A 22,358-nucleotide genomic window follows, 5' to 3' on the forward strand; every position below is an offset into this window, starting at 1 on the left:
CACCACGAGACCACGGGACCACCACGAAACCACGGGACCACCACGAAACCACGGGACCACTACGAGACCACGGAGAACCCATGGCCACCACGCCCCCCACCGCGCTCCGTTCCAAGACGGAACTCAGCGTCTGGCTCACCGCTCTGATCGCCGACTACGTGGACGCCGATCCCGCGTCCCTCGATCCGCACCGGCCGCTCGCCGAGGCGGGGCTCGACTCCGTCTACGCCGTCAGTGTGTGCGCGGACATCGAGGACACGCTCGGCATCCCGGTGGAACCCACGCTCGCCTGGGACCACCCCACGATCGCCGCGATGGCGGAGTACCTCCACGACGCGATCGCCCTCCGGTGAGCGGCGGGGAACGCGCCGGCGTCGCCCGCGCCCCGGTCGCGATCACCGGCATCGAGTGCGTGTTTCCCGGGGTCGGGGACAAGGACGCCCTGTGGGACCTGCTGATGCGCGGCGGCGACGCCATGCGCGGCGTTCCAAAGGCCCGCTGGGACACGGAGCGCGTCGTCGCGCCGGGGCCCGACGTCCTCCCCGGCACCATGAACACGCGGCTCGGCGGCTATCTGGACGACATCGACCTCTTCGACAACGACTTCTTCGGCATCCCCCCGCGCGAGGCGGCCGCCATGGACCCGCAACTGCGGCTGCTCCTCCAGTGCGCATGGCGTGCCATCGAGGACTCGGGCACCGGCCCGCATGCCCTGGGGGGCAGCAGGACCGGGGTCTTCGTCGGCGCGATGGGCAACGAATGGGCCCTGCGCATGGGCTGCTTCGACACCATCACCCCGCACCTGGGGTCGGGTACCGGGCACGGGATGATGGCCAACCGACTCTCGTACCAGTTCAATCTGCGCGGCCCCAGTGTCTCCGTCGACACGGCGTGCTCATCCTCCCTCGTCGCCGTCGACATGGCCCGTACGGCACTGGCGCGTGGCGAGTGCGACCACGCGCTCGTCTGCGGGGTGAACGTGATCCTCACGCCGGCGCTCGGGATCTTCTACACACAGGCCGGTCTCTCGGCGCCTGACGGCCGGTGCAAGCCCTTCAGCTCCCGTGCCGACGGCATCGGCCGGGGGGAGGGAGCGGCCGTCGTCGTGCTGCGCCGGCTCGACGACGCCGTGGCCGCGGGCGACCGGGTGTACGCCGTGATCCGCGGCGGCGCCGTGAACCACGGCGGGCGCAGCAACGGCTTCGCCGCCCCGAACCGGATCAGCCAGCGGGAGGTCATCACCGCGGCCTACGCCGAGGCGGGCGTCAGGTCGGCCGACGTCCGCTTCGTCGAGGCCCACGGCACCGGCACCGTCCTCGGCGACATGATCGAGACGGCCGCCCTGGGAGATGTGCATGCCGTGGAGCGGGAACGCCCCTGCGCGGTCGGTTCGGTCAAGGGCAACCTCGGACACACGGAAGGCGCCGCCGGCACGGCCGCGCTCATCAAGGCCGCGCTCGCGCTGCACCACGGCGTACTGCCCGCGAGCCTGCACAGCCGGCACGAGAACGCGGCTCTGCGGCTGCCCGAGCGAGGACTGCGGCTGGTCAAAGCGCCTCTCCGGCTGCCGTCGGGAGACACGTTCGGCTCCGTGAGCAGTTTCGGGCTCGGCGGCACCAACGCCCATCTGCTGCTCTCCGGTGCCCCGTCGGCCCTGCGACGAGGGGCCGGGGAATCCGGGGCCGCCGCATCGGACGCCGCGGAACGCGAACCCCGGCTGTTCACGCTGTCCGCCCCCGACCCGGAGTCCCTGCGCCGCAATCTCGCCCGGCAGGCCGCCCATGTCGCGCAGCAGCGCGAGGCCGACCTGCCGGCCATGTGCCGGGCCTCGCAGCGGGTGAAGGCCGGTCTCAGGCACCGCTTCTCGGCGACGGTCGACAGCCGCGACGACCTGGCCGGGGTGCTCGGGCTTGCCGCGCGCAACGACGAGGTGTTCGCCCGGCACACCGGCCGGGCGGCCGTGCCCAGGGTGGGTCTGCTCTTCACCGGGCAGGGCTCGCAGTACCCCGGGATGACGGCGGACGTCTACCGCCGGTCCGCCGTATACCGCCGCTTCCTCACGGAGGCCGACGAGGCCCTCGGCCCCCACCTCGGGCACTCCGTCGTCCGGCTGCTGCTCGACGAGGACCCCCGCGGGCAGGAGCCGGCCTGTGCCCAGCCGATGCTCTTCGCCGTGGAGCACGCGCTCGGCCGCACCCTGCTGTCGTACGGTGTCGAGCCCGCGTTCGTGCTGGGCCACAGCATCGGTGAGTTCGCGGCGGCCTGTCTGACCGACGCGCTGTCCCTGGATGACGCGGCACGGCTGGTGTGCCTGCGCGGCGCTTTGATGCAGCGGCTGCCCGCGGGCGGCGGCATGCTCGCGGTGCTCGCGTCGCCGGACGACGTGCTCGGCCTGGTGGCCGACGAGCCCCTGCTGGGCGTGGCCGCGATCAACGGACCGCGCAACGTGGTCGTGTCCGGGGACGGCGAGGCGCTGTCGCGGGTCAACGAAACCTTGGCGGCCCGCGGTGTGCGGTCGCGCCGGCTGGAGGTCTCGCACGCCTTCCACTCACCGCTGATGGCGCCCGTCGTCGACGAGTTCGCTGCCGCGGCCGCGTCGGTGTCCCCCGGGACACCCAGCGCTCCCCTGCTGTCGACGGTGCTGGGCGGCCCGCTGGACGGCGCCCCGCTGGACGCCGCCTACTGGGCGCGGCACATCACCGCGCCCGTCCGCTTCGCGGACGCGGCACGCGCGGCGTTCGCCCTGGAACCGACACACCTGGTGGAGGTCGGGCCGCGCCCGGTGCTGAAGTCGCTCGTCTCCGCGCTGCAACCGCCGCCCGGCCTGCGCCGGCTCGCCACCTGCTCCGCCAGGAACGCCACGGCCGACGACCTGCTCGAGGTGGTGGCCGCCCTGTACCGGGCGGGCCTCGACCTCGCCCCTGAGGCCCCGCTCACCACGCGGGCCGGGGCCCCGCACCGGCTGGCACCGTACGTCTTCTCCCCGACCAGGCGCTTCGACACCACCGTCGTCCCCGTGCGGCCGATGGCGCCGGGCCCGGATCCGGCGGTACCGGCCGCGACCGAGCTGCCGAAGGCCGAGCCCCCCGAGCGCCCCGGGCCCGTCGAACTCCCCGACGACCTGGTGCGGACGACGGTCGCCTCCGTGGTCGCGGAGGTGGGCGGCTACTCCCCCACCGAGATCCTGCCGGACACGATTCTCTACGACGACCTCGGATACGACTCCCTCACCCTGCTCCTGGTGGGGCGCAAGCTCCAGGACTGCTTCCCCCAGCTGGCCGGGTCCGACCCGACGACGGCGCCGACCGCGGCCGGCCTGCGCGTACGTGACCTCGTCGCCTGGGTCGAGGAGCGCCTCGACGGACCGTTGGCGAAGCAGAACAGCGGGGTACGCGCATGACGACGCACATCGACACCCAGGTCTGCGTCGTGGGCGGCGGCCCCGGCGGACTGATGCTCGGCCTCGAACTGGCGCGGCGCGGTTGTGAAGTGGTCGTCGTGGAGCAGACCACGAAGTTCACCCGGCACTTCCGGGGCGAGTCGGTCTCGCCCGACTCGGTGCGCCTGCTCGACCAGCGCGGCCTGCTCAAGGAGATCAGCGCACGGCTGGACTTCGAGGAGACGCGGCGCTTCGAGATCTCGGACGGGGGCAAGCGGGTGCTGGAGGTCGACTTCCGCGACCTGAGTCCCACGGGATACCTGCCGATCGAGCTTCCCCAGCAGATACTCCTCGAAGTGCTGGCCGACGCGGCCGCCCGCCACCCCGGCTTCACCTTGCTGCGCGGCAGCAGCGTCACCGGACTGGTCGAGGACGGCGGTCGGGTGGCGGGTGTGCGCTGCGGCGGCGAGCGGGACGGTGACACGGAGATCCGTGCCGCTCTCACGGTCGGCGCCGACGGCCGGTTCAGCCGGGTACTGCGCCAGAGCGGTCTCGCCCACAAGAAGACGCCGCTCGACCGCGACGTGCTGTGGTGCACCCTGCCCTTCCCCGGCACGTGGGACAGGAGCACGGTCCGGGTGCGCATCGACGGGGACCAGCACGCGTTGTGCCTGCCCACCCATCCCGGCCTGGTCCGGGTCGGCCTCAACATCCCCAAGGGCGGGCTGAAGGAACTCCGCGGCCTCGGCATCGACGCCCTGCGGGCACGGCTGTCCTCGCTCGTGCCCGAGCTGGCACCGGCCGCGCAGGAGCACATCACCGGCTGGAACAGCCTGATGCTCCTGGACATCTTCACGACATCGGTCCCGCGGTGGTCCCGACCGGGTCTCGTCCTGATCGGCGACGCCGCGCACACCCTCTCCCCCGTGCTCGGGCAAGGGGTCAACCACGCCGTCATCGACGCCGTCACCCTTGCTCCGCTCGTGGTGCGGGCTCTGCGCCCCGCCGCCCGCGACGGCCTGCTCGACGCCGCCACGCAGCGCTTCCAGCACCTGCGCGGTCCACATGTCGAACAGGCCCGGAAGGTGCAGCTGGCCCAGGAGCGCGCCTTCTCCGCGTCCAGCGCCCCGGCCGTGCGGGTACGCCAGGGCCTCTACACCCTGATCGACTCCAACGACTGGCTCAAGCGCCGTATCTGGCGGCGCGTCTACTACACGCTGTCGGCCCGCTGAGCGACGCCGACCCATGTCCTGCCACCCGACACTTCTGTGAGGCCCCATCATGTACAGGAACCTTGCTGAGCAGCGCATCCTCATCACGGGTGCGTCCAGCGGAATCGGACGGGCACTGGCCAAGGCCCTCGCCCTCAAGGGAGCGCACCTGGCGGTGGCCGCCCGCACGGAGACCGCGCTGCACGAGCTCGCGGACGAGATCACCGGTGCGGGCGGCCGCCGGCCCGTGATCCTGGTCACCGACCTGTCGCTGCGCGGCAACGCCGAGCAACTCGCGCAGCGGGCGCTGGCCGAACTCGGCCGCGTGGACGTCCTCATCAACAACGCCGGTGTGGGCTGCTTCGGCTTCCAGTGGAACGTCGGCGACGGCGAGGAGGCGCGCGAGGTGTACGAGACCAACTTCTGGAGCCCGCTCGCCCTGGTGCGTTCGCTCGTGCCGCACATGCGCGAGCGGGGCACCGGCCTCGTGGTCAACGTCTCCTCGTTGATGCAACTGCGCACCTGGCCCGGTCTCGGGTACTACGCCTCGTCGAAGTCGGCCCTGGCCGCCGTCACCGAGACCCTGCGGCTGGAGTTGCAGAGCAGCGACATCGACGTCATGGAACTGCTGCCCGGTCCGGTCGACACACAGTTCCTCTCCGAGTCCGCGCAGGCGCCGGGCGCCGGACACATCCTGCGCAACCTGCCCATCGGCACGACGGACGCGCTCGCCGTGGCCGCCGTACGCGCCATCGAGAAGGGCAGGCGCCGGCTGGTGTACCCGGGCAAGCTGGTGGCGGCGCTCTACCTGCCGATGCTGGTGCGCTACAAGGCGGCACGGACGGTCCGGAAGGCCGGACAGGACATCGACGTGAACGACCCGCGCGTCCTGCGCTCGGGGTCGAACGGCGATCCGATCGCCCAGCAGGCACGCGCCGACTGGGCGCGCGCCAAGCAGGCCTCGTGATGTCGCCCGGCCCGGCGGCCCCGGTCCCCTACCTGGTCGGTACGGGCTCGGCGCTGCCCGGCGATCCGGTCGACAACGAGCGGCTCGCCGGGCTCATCGGAGCCAGCGCGGCGTGGATCGACGACTTCACCGGTACGAAGACCCGCCACTTCGCGTCGGACCTGTCGACCGGCGCTCCGACGCACAAGCTGGCGGACCTGTGCCACGAGGCAGCGGAGGCCGCGCTCGCCGACGCGCGGCTCGACGCCTCCGACATCGGCTTCGTCGTGCTGGGCACCGCGACGCCCGACCATCTGATGCCCGCGACGGTCAATCTGGTGGCGGACCTGCTGGGCATCGGTCACGTGCCGACGTACCAGCTCCAGTCGGGGTGCGTCGGCGCCGTCCAGGCCCTGGACCTGGCATGCCGCGTCCTGCGCGACCCCGAGACGGACCGCTCCGGCGCCACCGGGCTCGTCATCGGCGCGGACATCTGCAACAAACACCTGCTGCTCGACCGGGACTTCTCCCGGCTGGCACCCGGCGAGCTGGTCAACTACATGCTGTTCGGTGACGGGGCCGGCGCCGTCGTGGTGTCGAGGGAACCTCTCGGGCACCGCACGGCGATACGCCGCGTTCTCAACCGCTTCGTCGGCCTGGGGCAGAGCCCGGGACAGGTCATCGAGTGGTTCGGGCTCGCCGACCGTGACCAGGGCAGGCCCGCCGCGAAGGAGGACTACAAGGCCATCGAGAACAACGTCCCCCGTCTGGCGGAAGAGGTTGTGTGCGAACTGGCCGACGACCTCGGCTGGGATCTCGACAAGATCGACTACTTGCTGCCGCCTCAGCTGTCGGGCCGGATGACCGGACTGATCGTCGACCGCATCGGCGTCCCGGCGACGGAGGTGAGCTGCGTCGACACCACCGGAAACAACGGAAACGCGCTTCCGTTCCTGCAACTGGGCCGTTTGCTCCCGTTGTTGCGGGACGGCGACCGGGCGCTGTGCGCGGCCGTGGAATCGAGCAAGTGGCTGAAGGGGGGCCTTGCCCTGGAGAAAGAATCCATCAGTTGACCGAGCTCTTTTCGAGACAGCCGCTTGCGCTGCCGTCTCAATTGCGTGCTTGCGCCCGCGGTCTTGAGTGCGGCAACCTCGTGCACGGACGAGGGTGCCGCATCCTCAGGCAATGGAAAACAGCTCTGACATCATGGATTTGAGTACATGACAAACCGTTTCTACAATGGCCCGCCACTCCAGCGACTTCACGATGAATTCGCGAAGAAGTACACCATCGACGTCGACGCGCCCGTTCGCAGCGCTGTGGAAGTGGAGATCGACGCCCCGCTGGCAAGGGTCTGGGAGCTGTTGTCCACCGTGGACAGATGGACCTTATGGAACCCCGACGTCACCTCGGTCCGCCTCGACTCCGACGTAACGGTGGACGCCACGTTCACCTGGGTGAGCAAACGGGCCAGAATGCGCTCGAAATTCGCCGTCGTCGACCCGCTCCGTGAACTCACCTGGACCGGGGTCAGCATGGGCATCAAGGGAATTCACCGGCACATTCTCCAAGAGCTGCCCGACGGCCGTGTACTCGCCCGGACCGAGGAGTCGATGGCCTCCCCGCTGCTCCGTCTCATTTTCAGTGAACGCAAGCTCCGCACCACGCTGTCGGAGCAGATGGCGAGACTGAAACAGGCCGCGGAGCACACCGGGTGACGGCCGGCCGAGAGGCCGTGCGGGGACCCAGGCGACCTGGGGAGCGAGCGGCAGCGCCGGTCCGGCGGCCGGGTCGGGGCCAGGTGCCCGCGGACGGCTACGCCGCGACCGAGGGGTGGTCCGCGGGTACCGGCAGGACGCCCGTACCGGCAGCGCCCCCCGGTGAACCGAGTTCGGCGAAGACGTCCCGGGTCGCCTGGTTGTAGTGCTGCCAGTCCTCCGGCAGGGCGTCCTCGTAGTAAATGGCCTCCACGGGGCAGACCGGCTCGCAGGCGCCGCAGTCGACACATTCGTCGGGCTGTATGTACAGCATCCTCGGACCCTCGTAGATGCAGTCCACGGGACACTCGTCCACGCACGCCTTGTCTTTCACGTCCACGCAGGGCTGGGCGATGGTGTAGGTCATGGCTGTCTCCCTTGCTGCCGTCAGGCGCCGACTGTCTGCGGCGTCCTGAGGTCCACCGGATCGATCGGGTGCGGTGCGGCGAGTACCTTGCCGAACAGCGAGTACTTCATCGGCAGCCGGTCGAGCACCTGGAACCGCGCCCGCCGCAGCGCCGTGCCGAGCGGGGTGTGCTGCTCGAGCGCGGTCTCCTGCCGGCGCTGGAACCCCGTCACCGTGCTCTTGTGCTTACGGCGGACGGCGACGAACTCGGCCAGATCCGCGGCCGGCACCTGCGAGCCCGGCTTCCCCCGCTCCAGCGAGCGGGCGATCACCGGGGCGATGCAGACGGTGTCCTGGATGGCCAGGTTCACGCCCTGGCCCAGGATCGGGGTGCAGGTGTGCGAGGCGTCCCCGATCAGCACCAGCCCGTCACGGGCCCACTCGTCGACCTCGGCGGTGAAGATCTCCAGGAAGCTGGTGTCCTTCCACGAGGTCAGGTGCTCGTCGAGCAGCGGCTTCAGACGAGGGTCGATGGCCGCGATGCCGGCGCGGAAGGACGCGAACCCCTCCTTGCGCAGCTCCCCCATCCCACGCTTCGGGAGGTTGTTGCTGACCCGCAGGAAGTCGGGGAACGTCGGCAGCACCACCAGGTGCTTGTTGCGCTCCACGATGAGTTCCGCCTCGGTGCCCCAGTCGGCGGGGCGGGGCAGCTTGAACGAGAGGAAGTCGCGGCCCGCGGGCTGGATCCGGGCGGCGATCCCGGCCTCCTTGCGCACCTTGGAGAACCGTCCGTCGGCCCCGACCACGAGACGGGCGCGGACCTCGACGCGCTCACCGTCCTTGGACTTGAGCACGGCACCCCGCACGACACCGTTCTCCTGCAGCAGCTCGGTGCAGCCGACACCTGAGAGGTAGGTGTGGCTCGGCAGATCGGCCGCCGCATCGTTGAAGATCTTGATCAGCGCGGGCTGCGGGATGTCGGTCGGCTTGGTGGGTATGCCGAAGCGCCCGTAGTCCAGGGAGAAGACGCGCCGGCCCTCCATGCGCATCGTCACGGCGGTCGTCTCCAGATAGCCGTGCCGCTCCAGCGCCGGGCCGAAGCCCAGCTTGCGGAGCGTGACGACCGAGGGCGCCGCCAGCGTCTCCCCGCGGAACTCACGGTCGAGGTGTGCCTGCTTCTCGGCGACGACGACGTCGATACCGCGACGGGCCAGCAGACAGCCGAGCAGAGCACCGGCCGGCCCACCGCCGACGACAAGGACGTCCGTCTCGTTCGGGATGGTCATGCTGCGGTCTCCCCAAGCTCAGCGTTGTCCGACCCGTGGAAGGTAGGCCGCCGCACTTGTACGGGACTCAAGGGCCGGTCGCACGGGCCGGGAACGGTCGCGGCCAGGCCCCGCTCGAGCGGGCTTTGAGCGCAGCACTAGGGGTGCTCGGCAGGCTGCGCTAGGCAGCCGGTACGTCACTTCTGCGCGAGAATTTCTGAGGAGCAAACGTGAGTGTTAACACCAAGGCCGTACCCGAAGAGGGTGCGTCGGGCTCGTCGGGCAACCCTCCCGCGGACAGTCGGCGGTGGTGGGTACTCATCGTGGTCTCGCTGGCCCAGTTCATGGTCGGGCTCGACGCGACCGTCGTCAACGTCATGACGCCGACGCTCCAGTCGGCCTTCGGCATGTCGACCGCGAACCTCCAGTGGGTCATGAGCATCTACGTGCTCCTGTTCGGCGGCCTCATGCTGCTGGGCGGCCGGCTCACCGACGTTCTCGGCCGGCGCAAGATCCTGCTGGGCGGCATCGCCCTGTTCACCGTCGGCTCGCTCCTCGCGGGTGTCGCCGACAGCGAGACCCAACTGCTGTGGGCACGCGCGCTGCAGGGCATCGGCGCCGCGGGTGTCTCGCCCGCCGCTCTCTCCACCGTCGTCACCAGCTTCCCCGACGCCAAGGAGCGCACGAAGGCCTTCGGTATCTGGGGGTCGATCATCGGCATCGGCGCCGCCTGCGGAACGCTGCTCGGCGGAGCGATCATCGACGTCGGCTGGCGCTGGGCGTTCTACATCAACGTTCCCATCGGCGTGGTGCTGATCCTGGCCGCGATCGCGCTGATCCCCGGCGGTTCGCCGGCCGGTCCGCGGCCCAAGTCCGACTTCCTCGGTGCCGTGACGTCCACGCTCGGCCTGCTTCTGCTCGTCTACGGAACGGTCGCCACGAGCAGCCGCGGCTGGGCCGACCCGATCACCCTCGGCTCCTTCGCCGGAGCGGTCCTCCTGCTCGTCCTCTTCATCCGCATCGAGAGCCGCAACGCGGCACCGCTGGTACCGCTGCGGCTGTTCCGGCAGCGGGGCGTGGTCGCCGGCAGCCTGGGCCAGCTCGTCACGGCCGGCATCATGCTCCCCTGCTTCTTCATGCTGCCGCTCTACATGCAGTCCGTGCTCGACTACACCCCCATGCAGACGGGTCTCGCGTACATCCCGACCACGCTCGCGATGATCTTCTTCGCGCCCGTCATCTCCAAGCTCATCCCCAAGGTGGGCCCGATGGCCCTCTACGTCACGGGCACGCTGCTGCTCGCCGTCATGATCATCCTCATGCTCGGCAGCCCGATCCACACGAGCTACTGGGCCCTGATGATGCCCGTCACCGCGCTGCTCGGCATCGGTCTGCTCTGCTGCCTGATCCCGACCCCGCAGGTGGGTACGGCGCAGGCCACGGAAGAGGACGCGGGGACGACGTCCGCGCTGCTCAATTCCGCGACCGAGATCGGTGGAGCGTTCGGTCTGGCCGTCGCGGCGACCGTGGTGCAGTCCCGGACCGCCCACTTCATCGCGCAGGGCGCCGACCCCCTGGACGCCCTCAACAAGGCGCTGCACACCGGATTCGCCGTCCTGTTCGTCTGGGTGGGGATCAGCCTCGCCGTCGGTTTCCTCGGATTCCGCGGCATGAAGCCGGGCCAGGCTCCGACCGAGCCGGTCGCCACGAACACGCCGTCCACGGGCAAGACCAGGAACGAGCACGAGACCGCGGTTCCCGCCGCCACCAACTGACGTACGGTGTGGCGCATGCCCTGTCGATCACCGTCGACGGGGCACGCGCCACTCTGCCGTTCCCACGTCGTCCGCCTCCCTTCTCATCCCCCGTGAGGAACCCCCATCGCCATGCGTATCGTCGCCGCGGCAGCATCCGCCCTGGTCATCTTCGAGTTCGGACTGGCCGCAGTCACCTGGACACCCGCTTTACAGGTCGCGGTGGAGAGGTTCTCCCAAGTGGCGCACGTCCCACCGTCCCCGCGCGCCGTCTCCGTGATCGGCCTGCTCGACCTGATCGGTGTGGCGGGCGCGATCGTGGGGTTCTGGAAGCCGCAGGCCGCCGTAGCGGCCGGGGTGTGGTTCGCGGCGCTGTGCGGATGGATCCTGTTCCGGCAGCTCACGCACGGCGACCGCGGATCCGCGCTTCTCCCCTACACGCTGTTCGCCTGCTCGGCGCTGCTCATGCTCATCGGCCGGCTGGCCGAGTCCTGAGCGAGGCCGACGGGAGCACGCGGGCGACGCGGCGGCGGCCGCCGACGCCGTGCGCCGCACGGTCAGGATGCGCTCCGGACCAGGGGCTCGGTGATCTCCCAGACGCCCGGCCGTAGTTCCAGCGGATCGCCCGGGGCCCTGCCCGGTCCGAGGGCGGCCGCTGTCCGGCGGGCGTACGCGTGCCACCGCCTGTCACCCAGCTCGCCGGCCGCCCGCTCACACTCCGCGAGGTTCTGGAGCGCGACCGCCAGGTCTCCGCACCGCAAGGCGGCGAACGCCAGACCACGCTCCGCGTCGACCAGGCCGCGCAGATCGCCCTCGCCACGGCAGAGCAGTGCCGCCCTGGCGTAGATGCGCTGGGCTTTGACGGACCCGTTCAGGCCCAGCGCCACATCCGCCATGCCGACGAGCGCCCTCGCCTCGGCGCGGGGGGCGGATGCGTCGAGGGCGCGGCACCTGGCCGCCTCGTAGTGGGTGCCGGCGAGGACGAACTGACGGCGTTGCCAGGCCAGAGCCCCCTGAGAGCACAGGATCGACGCCTCGGCGGACGGATCTCCCGCACGGCGGGCCGCGGTCAGGGCCAGTCGTGCCAGGCCGTCCCACTCCTCCCACTCGCCGCCTGCCTCCAGGTAGCGCAGGAAGGGCTCGGCCAAGGTCCAGGTCGACCGCCACAGGCCCGCGTCATGAGCCCGGCGCAGCGTTTCCGCGATACCGGCCCGCTCCTCGGAGAACCAGCGCAACGGCGAGGCTCCGACGGCCTGCCGGGGGACGAGCCGGCCGGGCCGGCCCCGCTCACCGGCCTCGGTGCCCCCGGACTCTAGCGCCCCGGGTGACAGAAGGCCGTCCGCGTACCGGGCGAGCGCCCGGTAACCGCTGCACAGCCGGTCCGTGGCCCGCCGGCTCTCCTGCGGGTCCCGCTGCGCGAGCAGTTCGGCCGCCAGCGCACGGGACAGTTCGTCGCTCGCGTAGCGCATCTGCCCGCCGCCCGACGGCCGGGTGGTGAGCAGGCCCGCGCGCACGAGCCCCTCCAATGCCCACTCGGCGCGGTCCGGCGTGGTGTCGAGGAGAGCAGCCGCACACCACGGAGCGAAGTCGGGCCGGGGCGCGAGAGCCAGCATCCTGAAGGCGTGCCGCTCGACGCCGTCGAGTTCGCGGTAGCCCGTGAGCAGACGGCCACGGACGTCCTGGTCGCCGAGGCCCAGTACGTCGAGTCGCGCCCGCTCGTCCGCGAGCCGGGTCCGCAGCACCGCGCCCGACCAGCGGGGGCGGCGGGCGAGAGCCGTGGCCGCGCTCCGCAGCGCCAGGGGCGAACAGCCGCACAGCCGAGCGATGTGCGTGGCCGAGTCGACCTCGACCGGTACTCCGGCCCGCGCACGCAGCAGTTCCACCGCCGCGTCTTCGGTGAGCGGCGGCAAGGGGAAGGCGCGGGTGCCGTCGAGGCCGGTGACGGGTCTGCGGCTGGTGACCACGACCGTACTCGCGGTGGCCGCCGACGTGACGGGCTCGATCTGCGCGGCGCGGCTCGCGTCGTCGAGGACGAGCAGCAGCAGTCTCCCGGCCACGGTCACCTGCAGCAGGTCGGACAGTTCGTCGATGCCCGCGGCCGGATCGGGCGAGGGGCACTCCGGCCCGGTGCGCAGCAGCCTCAGCAGCCGCAGCAGCACGGCACGGGCGCTCAGGGGCTCGCCGTCCGCCCCGCGCAGGCTGACGAACACCTGTCCGTCAGGGTGGCGGTCGGCGGTGCGACGGGCCAGTTCCACGGCGAACGCGGTCTTCCCGACGCCTGCCGCCCCCGTGATGCCGAGGACGTGGACCGGATCCGCTCCGTCGTCGCCCCTCAACTCCGCGACTGCCGCGTCGAGTTGCCCGGCACGGCCCGTCAACTGCGGGGTCGGCCGCGGCAGTCGCACGACCGGCGCGGGGACGGAGCGCACCTCGACCACGGCCCTGCCGTCCAGGCATTCGTCGAAGTGGGCGATCGGTTCGGAGCGCAGCACGCGCTGGTGCAGTTCACGCAGGGCGTGTCCCGGATCGACGCCCATCTCCTCCGCGAGCGCACGCCTGATCCGCTCGTACACCGCCAGTGCTTCGGACTGCCGGTTCGACCGGTACAGGGCCACGATGAGGTGGGCGTGGAGCGTCTCCCGCAGCGGGTACTCCCCCACCAGGCCGGTCAGTTCACCGGTCAGCCGGCGATGCCGGCCGAGCCAGCCGTCGACGGCGATCCGCTGCTCCAGGGTCTCCATCCGCAGCAGCTGGAGATGCGAGGCGGCCGCCTCAAGGCGCTGCCCCTGCACCACACCCGTCAGGGCGGGACCACGCCACAACCCGAGCGCCGCGTGCAAGGCCTTCCCCGCGGCCGCGAACTGCCCGTGGCTGTAGGCCGCTTCGCCCCGTGCGCGCTGGTCCTCGAAAGCGTGCAGATCCAGATCGGCCGGGTCCGCATGGAACACGTAGCCCGGCGGGCGGGTCTCGATGAAGGCCCGTCCGCTGCCGTCGTCGGCGCCTGCGCCGAGCAGCTTGCGCAACTGTGAGATGTACACCTGCAACGTGGTCGTCACCGTACGCGGTGGAGCGGCGCCCCACAGCTCGTCCACCAGGCTGTCGGTGGAGACGACGGTATTGGCGCCGACCAGCAAGGTGGCGAGGGCGGTGCGCAGCTTGGCCGCGGACGGGGTCTGCGGTTCGACCTGCAGAGGGCCGAGAAGGTGAAAGCGCATGAGACCTCGGATCAGCAGTCCTGCAGCACGGACATGGTGGACGTGCTGATACGGCGTTCTCCCTGGGCGAGTTCGATGGCGACGGGAACCATGGGCCGGTCCATGGCGTCCCGGTGCACCGCTCCGGGCTCCGCGACCCACTGAACCGGGAGCGAGGGATCGAACGGAGCGTCGCGCAGGGAGGACCACCGGGTGGGCAGGCAGTGCGCGGTCGTGAAGTTGCGCAACTCGGCGACCGCGTGGATCGCCGCCTGCCCGGATGCTTCGAGAAGCAGTGCGGTGTCCGCGAGGTCGTCCCGGCGGGTGGAGCGGGCGGCTCTGTACCCGGCCTCGTGGCCCTCGTGGCCGGCGACGACGTCCATCAGCAGGCGCCTGCCGTGCACCACGTGGGGACCGCGGACCGTCGCGTCGCGCAGGCCGGCCCGTCCGCGAGGCACCGGCCACGACCGGGGGACGTCGGCGGCCGGGTGCGACGGCCTGGCTCCCGGGCCCTCGGGGCGCCGCGCGGGCTGCGCCACGGCCAGCCGAGCGCTGACCGCCCCGCATCGCATGCCGTTGATACGGGCCTCGCCCTCGCACTCCAGTCCGGTCAGTGCCCCCGCGGCACCGACGACCGGCCGGATCCGGAGGTCGACGACGACCTGTGCCCGCTCCCGGCCGCCGAGCAGCCAGAGATCGACATCCGTGATGTCGACCGATCTGCGGGACACCGTCATACGTCCGTCCGGCGTGCCGGTGCGGTGGTGGCGCGTCACGAGCGGCACCACACTCTCCATCGTCTCCGCCAGGAAGCGGAGATCACCGGTCAGGTCTCCTTCTTCCCCGCACGCGTTCCGCGCGGTGGAGAGTTCCTCGGAGAGCACGAACCGGTGATCGCCGAGCACTGTCGCCCCGAGGTAGAACTCCTCAGGGGATGTGGGGCGCTGCACCACGTGCCGTACCGATGCACCCCCGCGGACGGAGTGCGCCTGCCACGATGCCGAAGGAGCCTCTTCGGCCACCGCCGCCTCACCGCCCGATGCGAGCGAAAAGATCCCCACTTTCTCCCCCTCCTCGGCCGGGCCGCCGCCCTGACCAGCTACCACGAACCTTGCTCGACACCGGGAGCTGAAATGGCCTCGCTTCCTTCTGGAGCGCATTCGCCCGCCCGGTCGGAGCGGGGTGATTCGGCCTCACCTTGGCACCTGGATTCGGCCTGCCCCACCCCCGCCGCGCCCCCGGTTCACCGCCTGCCCCTTGGGCGCGGCGGCCCGGACCGGGGCACGGCCGAGGCGCCGAAGAGAATTTCTGACCTTGAGGCACTGCTGGTCAGATGGAGCTGCGGAGATCCAATGAGCGAGGCGGAAGATCACAGGGAAGTAAAGATCGGGGAGTTCTTTCCGGCAGCCCGTCAGCGCCCCGTTGACCAGAAACAGACAGTGAATCTGTCCGTTCTCCAGCGAAGGACGAGCGATTCCCTGCCGGGCGTGGAGTGTTTCGGCAGTTGCGCCGGCGAGGGCCGCCCGCCTCCCGGGGAAGGACTGGATGCGCCTGCGCACCGGCAGTGGTGTCAGGGGCGGCCGGCGCGTCGAGGAGGACTTCCGGACCGCCCAGGGCGTCCGCACCCTCGATCGGGGCCGGATGCCCTGCCGGAACCAGCAGCTCGGGCGGGGCTGCCTCCGCGAAGCGTGCGGGAGTCCTGTCCGCCGGGCGGGGTCGCCGACACCTTCGGCCCCGCGGTGCGGCGCCGGTGGCCCGGACCGGCTGGCTCACGCCCGGCCGCGGCCGGTCGGGGCGGCCACGTATCCGCGGCCGGGGGCGCTCGCACCTCGGTGGCGGCCGAGCGCTCCCGGCGACGTCCCGCTCGGGCGGCACCGTGCCGGGAGGCGATGCGCCTCTACCGGTGGCCGGCCACCGCACCGTGCTGAGCGCGACCGTGTCGGCACCGGCTGCCCGCGCGTGCCGCGCCGGGCCGTCGGCGTGCTGCGGGACCGGGCGCTCGCCGCGCGGTCCTGGCCGGGGGCCGCGAAGAACTGCCGGGCCACGGCCTCGTGAGGCTCGCGGATCCGCGTACGCGTACGCGGAGCGGGCCTCACCGCAGGGGCCGGGGCCTGCCGGGGCCGACGCCCGGCGTCCGCGCCGTCTGCGCCGTCTGCGTCCCGGCGGGCCCGGCCCGCCCCGGCCCGGGCGGTTCCGTCCCCGGGGTCACGCCTCGGCGCGTCCACGCCCCTGGCCGTTCACCTCCGGCACCTGCGGATCCTGCCGTCCTCCCCGGCGGCGCCGTGCGCGGGGACCGTCGCCGCGCCGCGGGCGAGGGGGCCCTCAGACGACGCCCTGGGCCAGCATCGCCTCGGCGACGCGTTCGAAGCCGGCGATGTTGGCGCCCATGACGTAGTCGCCCGGCGCCCCGTACCGCTCGGCGGTGTTCCGGCACACCTCGTGGATGTCCCGCATGACGGCGGCCAGTTCGCTCTCCACGCGCTCGCGCGGCCAGGAGTCGCGCCCGCTGTTCTGCCGCATCTCCAGGGCGCTGACCGCGACGCCGCCCGCGTTGGCCGCCTTGCCGGGGCCGAAGGCGACGCCCGCGTCCTGGAACACCTTGACCGCGGACGGGGTCACCGGCATGTTCGCCCCCTCCGAGACGGCCTTGACGCCTCCGCGCACCAGCGCCAGCGCATCGGCGATGTCCAGTTCGTTCTGCGTCGCTGACGGCAGCGCGACATCGGCCGGCACCTCCCACACGTTGCCGCCCGCCACATACGTGGCCGACGTGCCGCGGCGCTCCGCGTAGTCCTTGACCCGGCCCCGCTCGACCTCCTTGATCTGTTTGAGCAGGTCGAGGTCGATGCCCTTGTCGTCGACGACGTAGCCGCCCGAGTCGGAGACGGTCAGCGCCCGCGCGCCCAGCTCGTGGAGCTTCTCGACGGTGTACAAGGCCACGTTGCCCGAGCCGGACACCACCACCTGCTGGCCCGGCAGGTCCTCACCGCGTACGCGCAGCATCTCGGCGGCGAACAGGACGTTGCCGTAGCCGGTGGCCTCCGTGCGGCCGGCCGAGCCGCCCCAGGACAGGCCCTTTCCGGTGAGCACTCCGGCTTCCCAGCGGTTGGTGATCCGGCGGTACTGGCCGAACAGGTAGCCGATCTCGCGGCCGCCGACGCCGATGTCACCGGCGGGCACGTCGGTGCTCTCGCCGATGTGCCGGTACAGCTCCGTCATGAACGACTGGCAGAACCGCATCACTTCGGCGTCCGACCTGCCGTGCGGGTCGAAGTCGCTGCCGCCCTTGCCGCCGCCGATGCCGAGGCCCGTCAGAGCGTTCTTGAAGATCTGCTCGAAGCCCAGGAACTTGACGACGCTCAGGCTGACCGACGGGTGGAACCGCAGGCCTCCCTTGTACGGGCCGAGCGCGCTGTTGAATTCGACGCGGAAGCCGCGGTTGACGTGCGTGCGCCCGGCGTCGTCCTGCCACGGCACCCGGAAGAGCACCTGTCGCTCGGGTTCGCAGACCCGCTCGACCAGGGCTGCCTCGGCCAGTTCGGGCCGGGCGGCCAGTACCGGTGCCAGCGAGTCGAGCACTTCCCTCGCGGCCTGGTGGAACTCCTGCTCCGCGGGACTGCGCCGCACGACCTCCGCGTAGACGGCGTCGATCCTGTCCCGCGCGGGCGCGGCGGATGCTGTTGCTGACATGGCCACCTCTTTCGGTGCGACGGCTCCTGAGACGCGTAGTACAGCGCGCCGCGCTAGGGAAGCGGCACAGAAGCGCTCGCACCTGTGACGGCGCGTCAGCCGGCCCAGCGGCCGGTCTCCCGCGATCCGCGCTGACCGGTGGAGGCACGGCCGACCAGTGCGGCCTCGCCGGACGCCCGCACGAAGAGCGGCCGCTCCCTCACCGAGAACAGGCGACGGGTGCAGCGGCGCCCGGTCACGTCGTCGAGGGCCTGGGCGAACAGGTCGATGCCCTCCTGCGAGGTGTCCGGGTGCAGCGAGGCGCGCAAGGCGGTGGCGGCACCGTCCGGAGCGAGCAGCGGGGTCTGGTGGGCGACCGTCTTGGCGACCGCCACGCCCTGCTCCGCGAGGCGGTGCCGGAGGAGCCCCGCGGGCATCTGCGGGTGGTCGAAGGCGAGGATCGCCGACTGCCGCCGCCCGGGGGTGACCGGACGGGCCCCCGGGGCCGCCTCGACGGCGGCGAGCAGCGCCGGCATGAGGTCGTGTCCGTGGCGGTCCGGTGCGTGCTGGGCCAGGGCGGAGTTGAGTGCCGCGACAGCCGCGGTGGCGGGGAACGGGTCCGGATCGAAGGGGTAGGGCGCCGGGTCGGTGTCCGCCCACTCCGTCGGCCGGTCGCGCAGGCGCGGTGCGACGTAGGCGAAGCCGACCTCGCGGGGGCCGCACAGGAACCGCCAGCCGTCGCCGGTCAGCAGATGGCAGCCGATCCGGGCGATGTCCACGGGCAGCTGGCCGACCGAGTAGGCGGCGTCGACGGCGTACAGGGCGCGGTACGGGGCGAGGAGGCGGCCGATCTCCTCGACCGGGTTGACGATGCCGCGGGTCGCGGGCACGTGGGCCACGGAGACCAGCGCCACGTCGTTGTCGATGTGCCCGGCCATCCACTCCAGGTCCAGGTCGCCGTCGGGGTTGAGCGGCACGACCTCCAGGCGGCAGTGGGTGCGGTCGCGCACGGACTGCAGCGTCAGCAGGTGGGCGGTGCTCTCGTAGGGCGTGGTCCAGATGCGTTCGTGCCGGCCGAGGGCGAGACCGCCGACCAGCGCGTCGAACGCGGTGGCTCCCGCGGTGAACAACTCGGTGTGTCCGTAGGGGGCGTTGAGCAGGCCGGAGAGCCGCTGGTGGATCTCCGTGCGCACGACGTCCTCGACGCGCTCCTCGAGTTCATGCGGCCCGAAGCGGTCCGCGAGGCGCACGTACTCGGTCAACGCCGATCGGACGGCGCTGGGCATGCGGCCCTGACCTGCTGTGTTGAGGTGGATCATGTCCTGCCGGCTATCTGTCGGACGCTTCACGGCCGATCTCCCTTGCCAAGCGTTGCCAACTTTCTTGGCAATACATTGCCTACGGATCGAGGAACTTGGCAACATGCGCTCCAGGGGCGCTCTAGCGGCGAGGCTTGGACCTCGGATTTGCCAGTGATGCGGGTGCTCTCACAGCGGGAGTTGCCATGTATTGCCAAATCAGGCAACACCGAGGCCGGGCAATAAGTGCAGGTCAGAGACGTAGAGCAGCAATATCGACGCCTGGTTGCCCGTCATTGCCCGCTCAATTTGCCATCCTCCAGCGAATGTTGAGCACATTCCGAGCACATCTCAAGGGCGGTCGGTCAATCTTTTGGCAAGAGGTTGCTCGCCAACAAGGCAAAAATTGTCACAGAGGAGTCAGTCATGAAGGTTCTCGCCCGCGCCCTGGTCGTCACCGCCGCCACCGCCGCCGCTCTCCTCACCACCAGCGGGATCAGCTCCGCCGCCGACATCGGCTGGCCGTCCGCCCCGGCCGCCCAGGCCTCCGCCGCCGACATCGGCTGGCCGACCGCCCCCACGACCCCGGTCACCCCCACCGACATCGGCTGGCCGACCGCCCCCGCCACCCAGGCCTCCGCCACCGACGACAGCATCGGCTGGCCGTCCGCCCCGGCCACTCAGGCCACCCAGGCCTCCGCCGCCGACATCGGCTGGCCGACCGCCCCCGTCACCCCGGTCACCCCCACCGACATCGGCTGGCCGACCGCCCCCGCCACCGCCGCTGTCTGATCGTCGGTCGGTCCGAGTCGAGCCAGCGCGACCTTTGGAGTCAGCTGATGTCCCCCTTCGAGCTCTTTCCGCACCAGGCCGCGCCGATCCTGGCCCCCGCCACCGGCTCACGGCCGCCGGCCTCAGGACTCCCGCTCCACCACGCGTCGCTCCCGGTCGGTCCGGTCGTCCCCACGGACACCCCGACTCCGGTCGAGCCGCACCTCGGGCCCCAGCCCGGTACCCCGGTCCAGGAGATCGTGCGGGACCTGTTCGCGCAGACGCTCGACGTGCCGCGCGGCACGGTCGACGCGGACAGCGACTTCTTCCGGCTGGGCGGCTCCCCCGCCGACGCGGCCCGGCTCCTGGAGCACGTCGCCCGGCTGTTCGGCGGCGCCCCGGGCCCCGACGGGCTGAGCGCCGCACCGACACCGGCACGGTTCGCCGCCCTGATCGGCGACCCGGACCCCGCCGCCACCGGCCCGCGAACGCGCCCGGGACACAGCACCCTGCTCCCGCTGCGCCTGCAGGGCCCCCTCGACATGACAGCGCTCGACCACGCCCTGGCCGATCTGGGACGCCGTCACGAGGCGCTGCGCAACAGCCGCATCGGCAACGCCGGGACACGGCTGTGCACGCTGGGCACCGACGACCGGCTCCTGGAACTGGCTCTGCCGGCCGACATGATCGACCCCTGGTCGATCCGGCCGCTCGCCTCGGAACTGGCCCGGGCCTACCGGGCACGGGTCACCGGCAGCCTCCCGCACAGCGCCCCTTGCACCCCCGAGACCGCACCCCACGTACGCGAGGGCGACCAGGCCCCCACCCCCGTGCCCGGCAGCACCCCGCACGACCGGCACGAGGAACGGCGCGTACTGGCACACGAGTTGCCCGCGCCGGCCCACCAGCACGTGACCCGCTGCGCGACGGCCCACGGCGTGACCGTGTCCATGCTCGTGCACACCGCGCTGATCCGGCTCGTCGCCGAGCGCGGCGCACCCGGCCCGGTCACCGTGGCCGCCCCGGTGCCGGCCCGGCGCCAGGCGGCGCTGCGCGACGCGGTCGCCCCGCACAGCCGCGTCCTCGCGCTGACCGTCGACACCGCGGGCCACCGCGACTTCGCCGATCTCCTGTCGCGGACCAAGGCCGCCCACCTGGCCGCCTACCGGACGCCCGACGCGCCGCTCGCGACGCCCGGCGGCATCGCCCTGACCGTCCTTCAGGAACTGCCCGGGACGCTGCACGCCGGGGACCTGTCCATCACCCCGCAGCAGCCGGTCCACGCCGCGCAGAACGCGACGCTCTCCCTGACCCTGACCGAACGGCACGACACCGCGGGCAGGAGTGCGGGGCTCACTCTTCTCGCCTCGTACCAGCTGGACGCCGTGTCACAGGAGTGGATGGGCGAGCTGGCCGATGACCTGGTGGCGGCGCTGACCGCCGTGCCGTACCCGCGGCCGGCGTCCGGTCAGGCGCGGTCGGCGGCGCGGTCCTCGTGAGCCGCCGCGGGCGCGGGCACCCGGAGCTGGACGAGCGCCTCGGCGAGGATGCGCCAGATCTCCGCGGCCAGGTCGACGTTGGCACTGCGCTGGGCCTCTTCGGCGAGCTCCCGCAGCCCCTGGACGCCGCTCTCGTCACCGGCCAGGACCCGCAGCTGGTGGGAGAGGATGTCGAGCCTGGCCCGCTCCCGGTACGTCATCAGCAACTCGTCGCGGTCGAGCGAGCCGAGCAGCTCGCGCGCCTCTTCGTAACGGCCCACCAGGAACGCCAGGTCGGCCTTGAGCGCCGTGAGTTCCTGGCGCAGCGTCGTGGTCTCGACGTAGACCAGCGCGGCGGCGGCCTGCGTGACGCACGCCTCGGCCGCCGCCGGGTCCGCGGGGATCTTCTGCAGGTGCAGGCGTCCGGCCGCGAGCCGCAGCCGCACCCACAACGTCAGGTCCTCCGCGCTGGAGAACCCCTCCAGGGCCAGCTCGAGTCGTTTCTGCGCACCCGCGTGGTCCCCCTGCCGCATGCGGACGGCGGCCGCGGTCCAGTTCGCCTCCGCCCACAGGGTGTCGCTGCGGCCCTCGACCAGTGCCGTCAACTCGTCGGCGTGCGCCCGCGCGTCGGGCAGCCGGCCCGCCTCGGTCTTCACCGACACGAGCGCGAGCAGCACCCCGGCCCGGTCCTCCACGCCGAGGCCGGCCTCCGAAGCGAGCCGGTGCGCGGTCTCGCTCGCCTCCAGCGCGGCCGGGATCTCACCGAGGGAGCGCAGGCAGCGCGCCAGGTTGGTCAGTCCGCGCACCCGCAGTTCGGGCAGCGCGACCTCGTCGCCGAGGCGGACCAGCTCCTCCAGGTGCCGGCGCTCACCGAAGTGGTCGCCCTCCAGCTTGCAGGAGCGGGCGAGGAGCCACAGCGCCTGCCAGCGCAGCACGGGCGACTCGTGCGACTCGGCGGCGTACGCCTCGCGCAGGGTCTCGATCGCGTTGTCCGCACCGGTCGAGGCGGCGAGGGTGAGCGCGTGCGCGAGGGAGCCGGCCGCGGGCTCCTCGAACTCGGCCGTCTCGATGCCGAGGCGCTCGGCGAGGTAGGTGACCGCCCGCTCGGTGGGCTGCCGGTTGCCGGACTCCAGCCGGGAGAGGTAGCCGGTGGACATGCCGTCACCGGCGAGGGCGGTCTGCGACAGGCCTCTGGCCAGGCGGAACTTCTTCAGTCGGCTTCCGAACGCGGGTTGACGCAGCATCAGGCCACTTCCAGGAGGGCAGTGCGGTGGTCGGGTGGACGCGTGC

At 71.9% G+C, this 22,358-nt stretch carries 17 protein-coding genes; 10 read left to right on the forward strand and 7 right to left on the reverse strand.

The features are described 5' to 3' along the window. Nucleotides 1-80 precede the first annotated feature (80 nt). From ACH4RC_RS33160 to ACH4RC_RS33185, 6 genes are all read left to right on the forward strand, one after another. A complete protein-coding gene (locus ACH4RC_RS33160; RefSeq protein WP_398207483.1) occupies nucleotides 81-353 on the forward strand; it encodes an acyl carrier protein in 273 nt (90 codons plus the stop codon). Then, complete coding sequence (locus ACH4RC_RS33165) at nucleotides 350-3,400, forward strand: type I polyketide synthase (protein WP_398207485.1); 3,051 nt, start codon at nucleotides 350-352, stop codon at nucleotides 3,398-3,400. Before ACH4RC_RS33160 ends, ACH4RC_RS33165 begins: the two co-directional genes overlap by 4 nt. Then, nucleotides 3,397-4,611: an FAD-dependent monooxygenase gene (locus ACH4RC_RS33170; RefSeq protein ID WP_398207486.1), complete on the forward strand. Its 1,215-nt coding sequence runs from the start codon at nucleotides 3,397-3,399 to the stop codon at nucleotides 4,609-4,611. Before ACH4RC_RS33165 ends, ACH4RC_RS33170 begins: the two co-directional genes overlap by 4 nt. A gap of 49 nt (nucleotides 4,612-4,660) precedes the next feature. Continuing rightward, nucleotides 4,661-5,557 carry an SDR family NAD(P)-dependent oxidoreductase gene (locus ACH4RC_RS33175; protein WP_398207488.1) on the forward strand — a complete coding sequence of 299 codons (897 nt, stop codon included), beginning with the start codon at nucleotides 4,661-4,663 and terminating at the stop codon, nucleotides 5,555-5,557. After that, nucleotides 5,557-6,609, forward strand: coding sequence for a 3-oxoacyl-ACP synthase (locus tag ACH4RC_RS33180; protein WP_398207490.1), 1,053 nt, complete (start codon nucleotides 5,557-5,559; stop codon nucleotides 6,607-6,609). The genes ACH4RC_RS33175 and ACH4RC_RS33180 overlap by 1 nt, the downstream gene beginning before the upstream one ends. Nucleotides 6,610-6,756: 147 nt before the next feature. Continuing rightward, entirely contained in the window at nucleotides 6,757-7,254 is a 498-nt protein-coding gene (locus tag ACH4RC_RS33185) for an SRPBCC family protein (protein ID WP_398207492.1), read from the forward strand. Between the two features lie 97 nt (nucleotides 7,255-7,351). Here the strand turns inward: ACH4RC_RS33185 and fdxA are convergent, their stop codons facing one another. Together fdxA and ACH4RC_RS33195 are read right to left on the reverse strand one after the other, a co-directional pair. After that, on the reverse strand, nucleotides 7,352-7,660 hold the full coding sequence (fdxA, locus tag ACH4RC_RS33190) for a ferredoxin (protein ID WP_398207494.1): 309 nt from the start codon (nucleotides 7,658-7,660) through the stop codon (nucleotides 7,352-7,354). A gap of 20 nt (nucleotides 7,661-7,680) precedes the next feature. After that, the gene (locus ACH4RC_RS33195) at nucleotides 7,681-8,925 is read right to left on the reverse strand and encodes an FAD-dependent monooxygenase (RefSeq protein WP_398207496.1); all 1,245 of its coding nucleotides are present in this window, start codon (nucleotides 8,923-8,925) and stop codon (nucleotides 7,681-7,683) included. A 209-nt stretch (nucleotides 8,926-9,134) separates the two neighbouring features. Here ACH4RC_RS33195 and ACH4RC_RS33200 point away from each other — a divergent pair, with 209 nt between their 5' ends. Both ACH4RC_RS33200 and ACH4RC_RS33205 read left to right on the forward strand, forming a co-directional pair. Beyond that, nucleotides 9,135-10,679, forward strand: coding sequence for a DHA2 family efflux MFS transporter permease subunit (locus ACH4RC_RS33200; protein WP_398207498.1), 1,545 nt, complete (start codon nucleotides 9,135-9,137; stop codon nucleotides 10,677-10,679). Nucleotides 10,680-10,790: 111 nt separating this feature from the next. Next, nucleotides 10,791-11,153, forward strand: a complete 363-nt coding sequence (locus tag ACH4RC_RS33205) for a DoxX family protein (protein WP_398207500.1) — start codon at nucleotides 10,791-10,793, stop codon at nucleotides 11,151-11,153. A gap of 62 nt (nucleotides 11,154-11,215) precedes the next feature. Here the strand turns inward: ACH4RC_RS33205 and ACH4RC_RS33210 are convergent, their stop codons facing one another. The 4 genes from ACH4RC_RS33210 to ACH4RC_RS33225 form a co-directional block, all read right to left on the reverse strand. Continuing rightward, nucleotides 11,216-13,873, reverse strand: a complete 2,658-nt coding sequence (locus tag ACH4RC_RS33210) for a BTAD domain-containing putative transcriptional regulator (RefSeq protein WP_398207501.1) — start codon at nucleotides 13,871-13,873, stop codon at nucleotides 11,216-11,218. Between the two features lie 11 nt (nucleotides 13,874-13,884). Beyond that, entirely contained in the window at nucleotides 13,885-14,805 is a 921-nt protein-coding gene (locus ACH4RC_RS33215; protein ID WP_398207502.1) for a hypothetical protein, read from the reverse strand. A 1,369-nt stretch (nucleotides 14,806-16,174) separates the two neighbouring features. After that, complete coding sequence (gdhA, locus tag ACH4RC_RS33220) at nucleotides 16,175-17,542, reverse strand: NADP-specific glutamate dehydrogenase (protein WP_398207503.1); 1,368 nt, start codon at nucleotides 17,540-17,542, stop codon at nucleotides 16,175-16,177. Between the two features lie 95 nt (nucleotides 17,543-17,637). After that, the gene (locus ACH4RC_RS33225; RefSeq protein ID WP_398207504.1) at nucleotides 17,638-18,807 is read right to left on the reverse strand and encodes an aminotransferase class V-fold PLP-dependent enzyme; all 1,170 of its coding nucleotides are present in this window, start codon (nucleotides 18,805-18,807) and stop codon (nucleotides 17,638-17,640) included. A gap of 438 nt (nucleotides 18,808-19,245) precedes the next feature. Here ACH4RC_RS33225 and ACH4RC_RS33230 point away from each other — a divergent pair, with 438 nt between their 5' ends. Both ACH4RC_RS33230 and ACH4RC_RS33235 read left to right on the forward strand, forming a co-directional pair. Then, nucleotides 19,246-19,611, forward strand: coding sequence for a hypothetical protein (locus ACH4RC_RS33230; protein ID WP_398207505.1), 366 nt, complete (start codon nucleotides 19,246-19,248; stop codon nucleotides 19,609-19,611). Between the two features lie 47 nt (nucleotides 19,612-19,658). After that, nucleotides 19,659-21,089: a phosphopantetheine-binding protein gene (locus ACH4RC_RS33235; protein WP_398207506.1), complete on the forward strand. Its 1,431-nt coding sequence runs from the start codon at nucleotides 19,659-19,661 to the stop codon at nucleotides 21,087-21,089. Here ACH4RC_RS33235 and ACH4RC_RS33240 read toward each other — a convergent pair. After that, nucleotides 21,059-22,312 (reverse strand): helix-turn-helix domain-containing protein, encoded by a 1,254-nt coding sequence (locus tag ACH4RC_RS33240; RefSeq protein WP_398207507.1) that lies wholly within the window; start codon nucleotides 22,310-22,312, stop codon nucleotides 21,059-21,061. The two genes, ACH4RC_RS33235 and ACH4RC_RS33240, sit on opposite strands and share 31 nt — an antisense overlap. Nucleotides 22,313-22,358: the final 46 nt, after the last annotated feature.

The organism is Streptomyces sp. NPDC016845 (assembly GCF_044332585.1).
Classification (GTDB): Bacteria; Actinomycetota; Actinomycetes; order Streptomycetales; family Streptomycetaceae; genus Streptomyces.

Coding starts and splice junctions, on each gene's coding strand:
- ACH4RC_RS33195 (WP_398207496.1), bottom strand. CDS start 8,925: ATGACCATCCCGAACGAGACGGACGTCCTTGTCGTCGGCGGTGGGCCG.
- ACH4RC_RS33225 (WP_398207504.1), bottom strand. CDS start 18,807: ATGCCCAGCGCCGTCCGATCGGCGTTGACCGAGTACGTGCGCCTCGCG.
- ACH4RC_RS33175 (WP_398207488.1), top strand. CDS start 4,661: ATGTACAGGAACCTTGCTGAGCAGCGCATCCTCATCACGGGTGCGTCC.
- ACH4RC_RS33160 (WP_398207483.1), top strand. CDS start 81: ATGGCCACCACGCCCCCCACCGCGCTCCGTTCCAAGACGGAACTCAGC.
- ACH4RC_RS33205 (WP_398207500.1), top strand. CDS start 10,791: ATGCGTATCGTCGCCGCGGCAGCATCCGCCCTGGTCATCTTCGAGTTC.
- ACH4RC_RS33185 (WP_398207492.1), top strand. CDS start 6,757: ATGACAAACCGTTTCTACAATGGCCCGCCACTCCAGCGACTTCACGAT.
- ACH4RC_RS33235 (WP_398207506.1), top strand. CDS start 19,659: ATGTCCCCCTTCGAGCTCTTTCCGCACCAGGCCGCGCCGATCCTGGCC.
- fdxA (WP_398207494.1), bottom strand. CDS start 7,660: ATGACCTACACCATCGCCCAGCCCTGCGTGGACGTGAAAGACAAGGCG.
- ACH4RC_RS33170 (WP_398207486.1), top strand. CDS start 3,397: ATGACGACGCACATCGACACCCAGGTCTGCGTCGTGGGCGGCGGCCCC.
- ACH4RC_RS33180 (WP_398207490.1), top strand. CDS start 5,557: ATGTCGCCCGGCCCGGCGGCCCCGGTCCCCTACCTGGTCGGTACGGGC.
- ACH4RC_RS33210 (WP_398207501.1), bottom strand. CDS start 13,873: ATGCGCTTTCACCTTCTCGGCCCTCTGCAGGTCGAACCGCAGACCCCG.
- ACH4RC_RS33240 (WP_398207507.1), bottom strand. CDS start 22,312: ATGCTGCGTCAACCCGCGTTCGGAAGCCGACTGAAGAAGTTCCGCCTG.
- gdhA (WP_398207503.1), bottom strand. CDS start 17,542: ATGTCAGCAACAGCATCCGCCGCGCCCGCGCGGGACAGGATCGACGCC.
- ACH4RC_RS33230 (WP_398207505.1), top strand. CDS start 19,246: ATGAAGGTTCTCGCCCGCGCCCTGGTCGTCACCGCCGCCACCGCCGCC.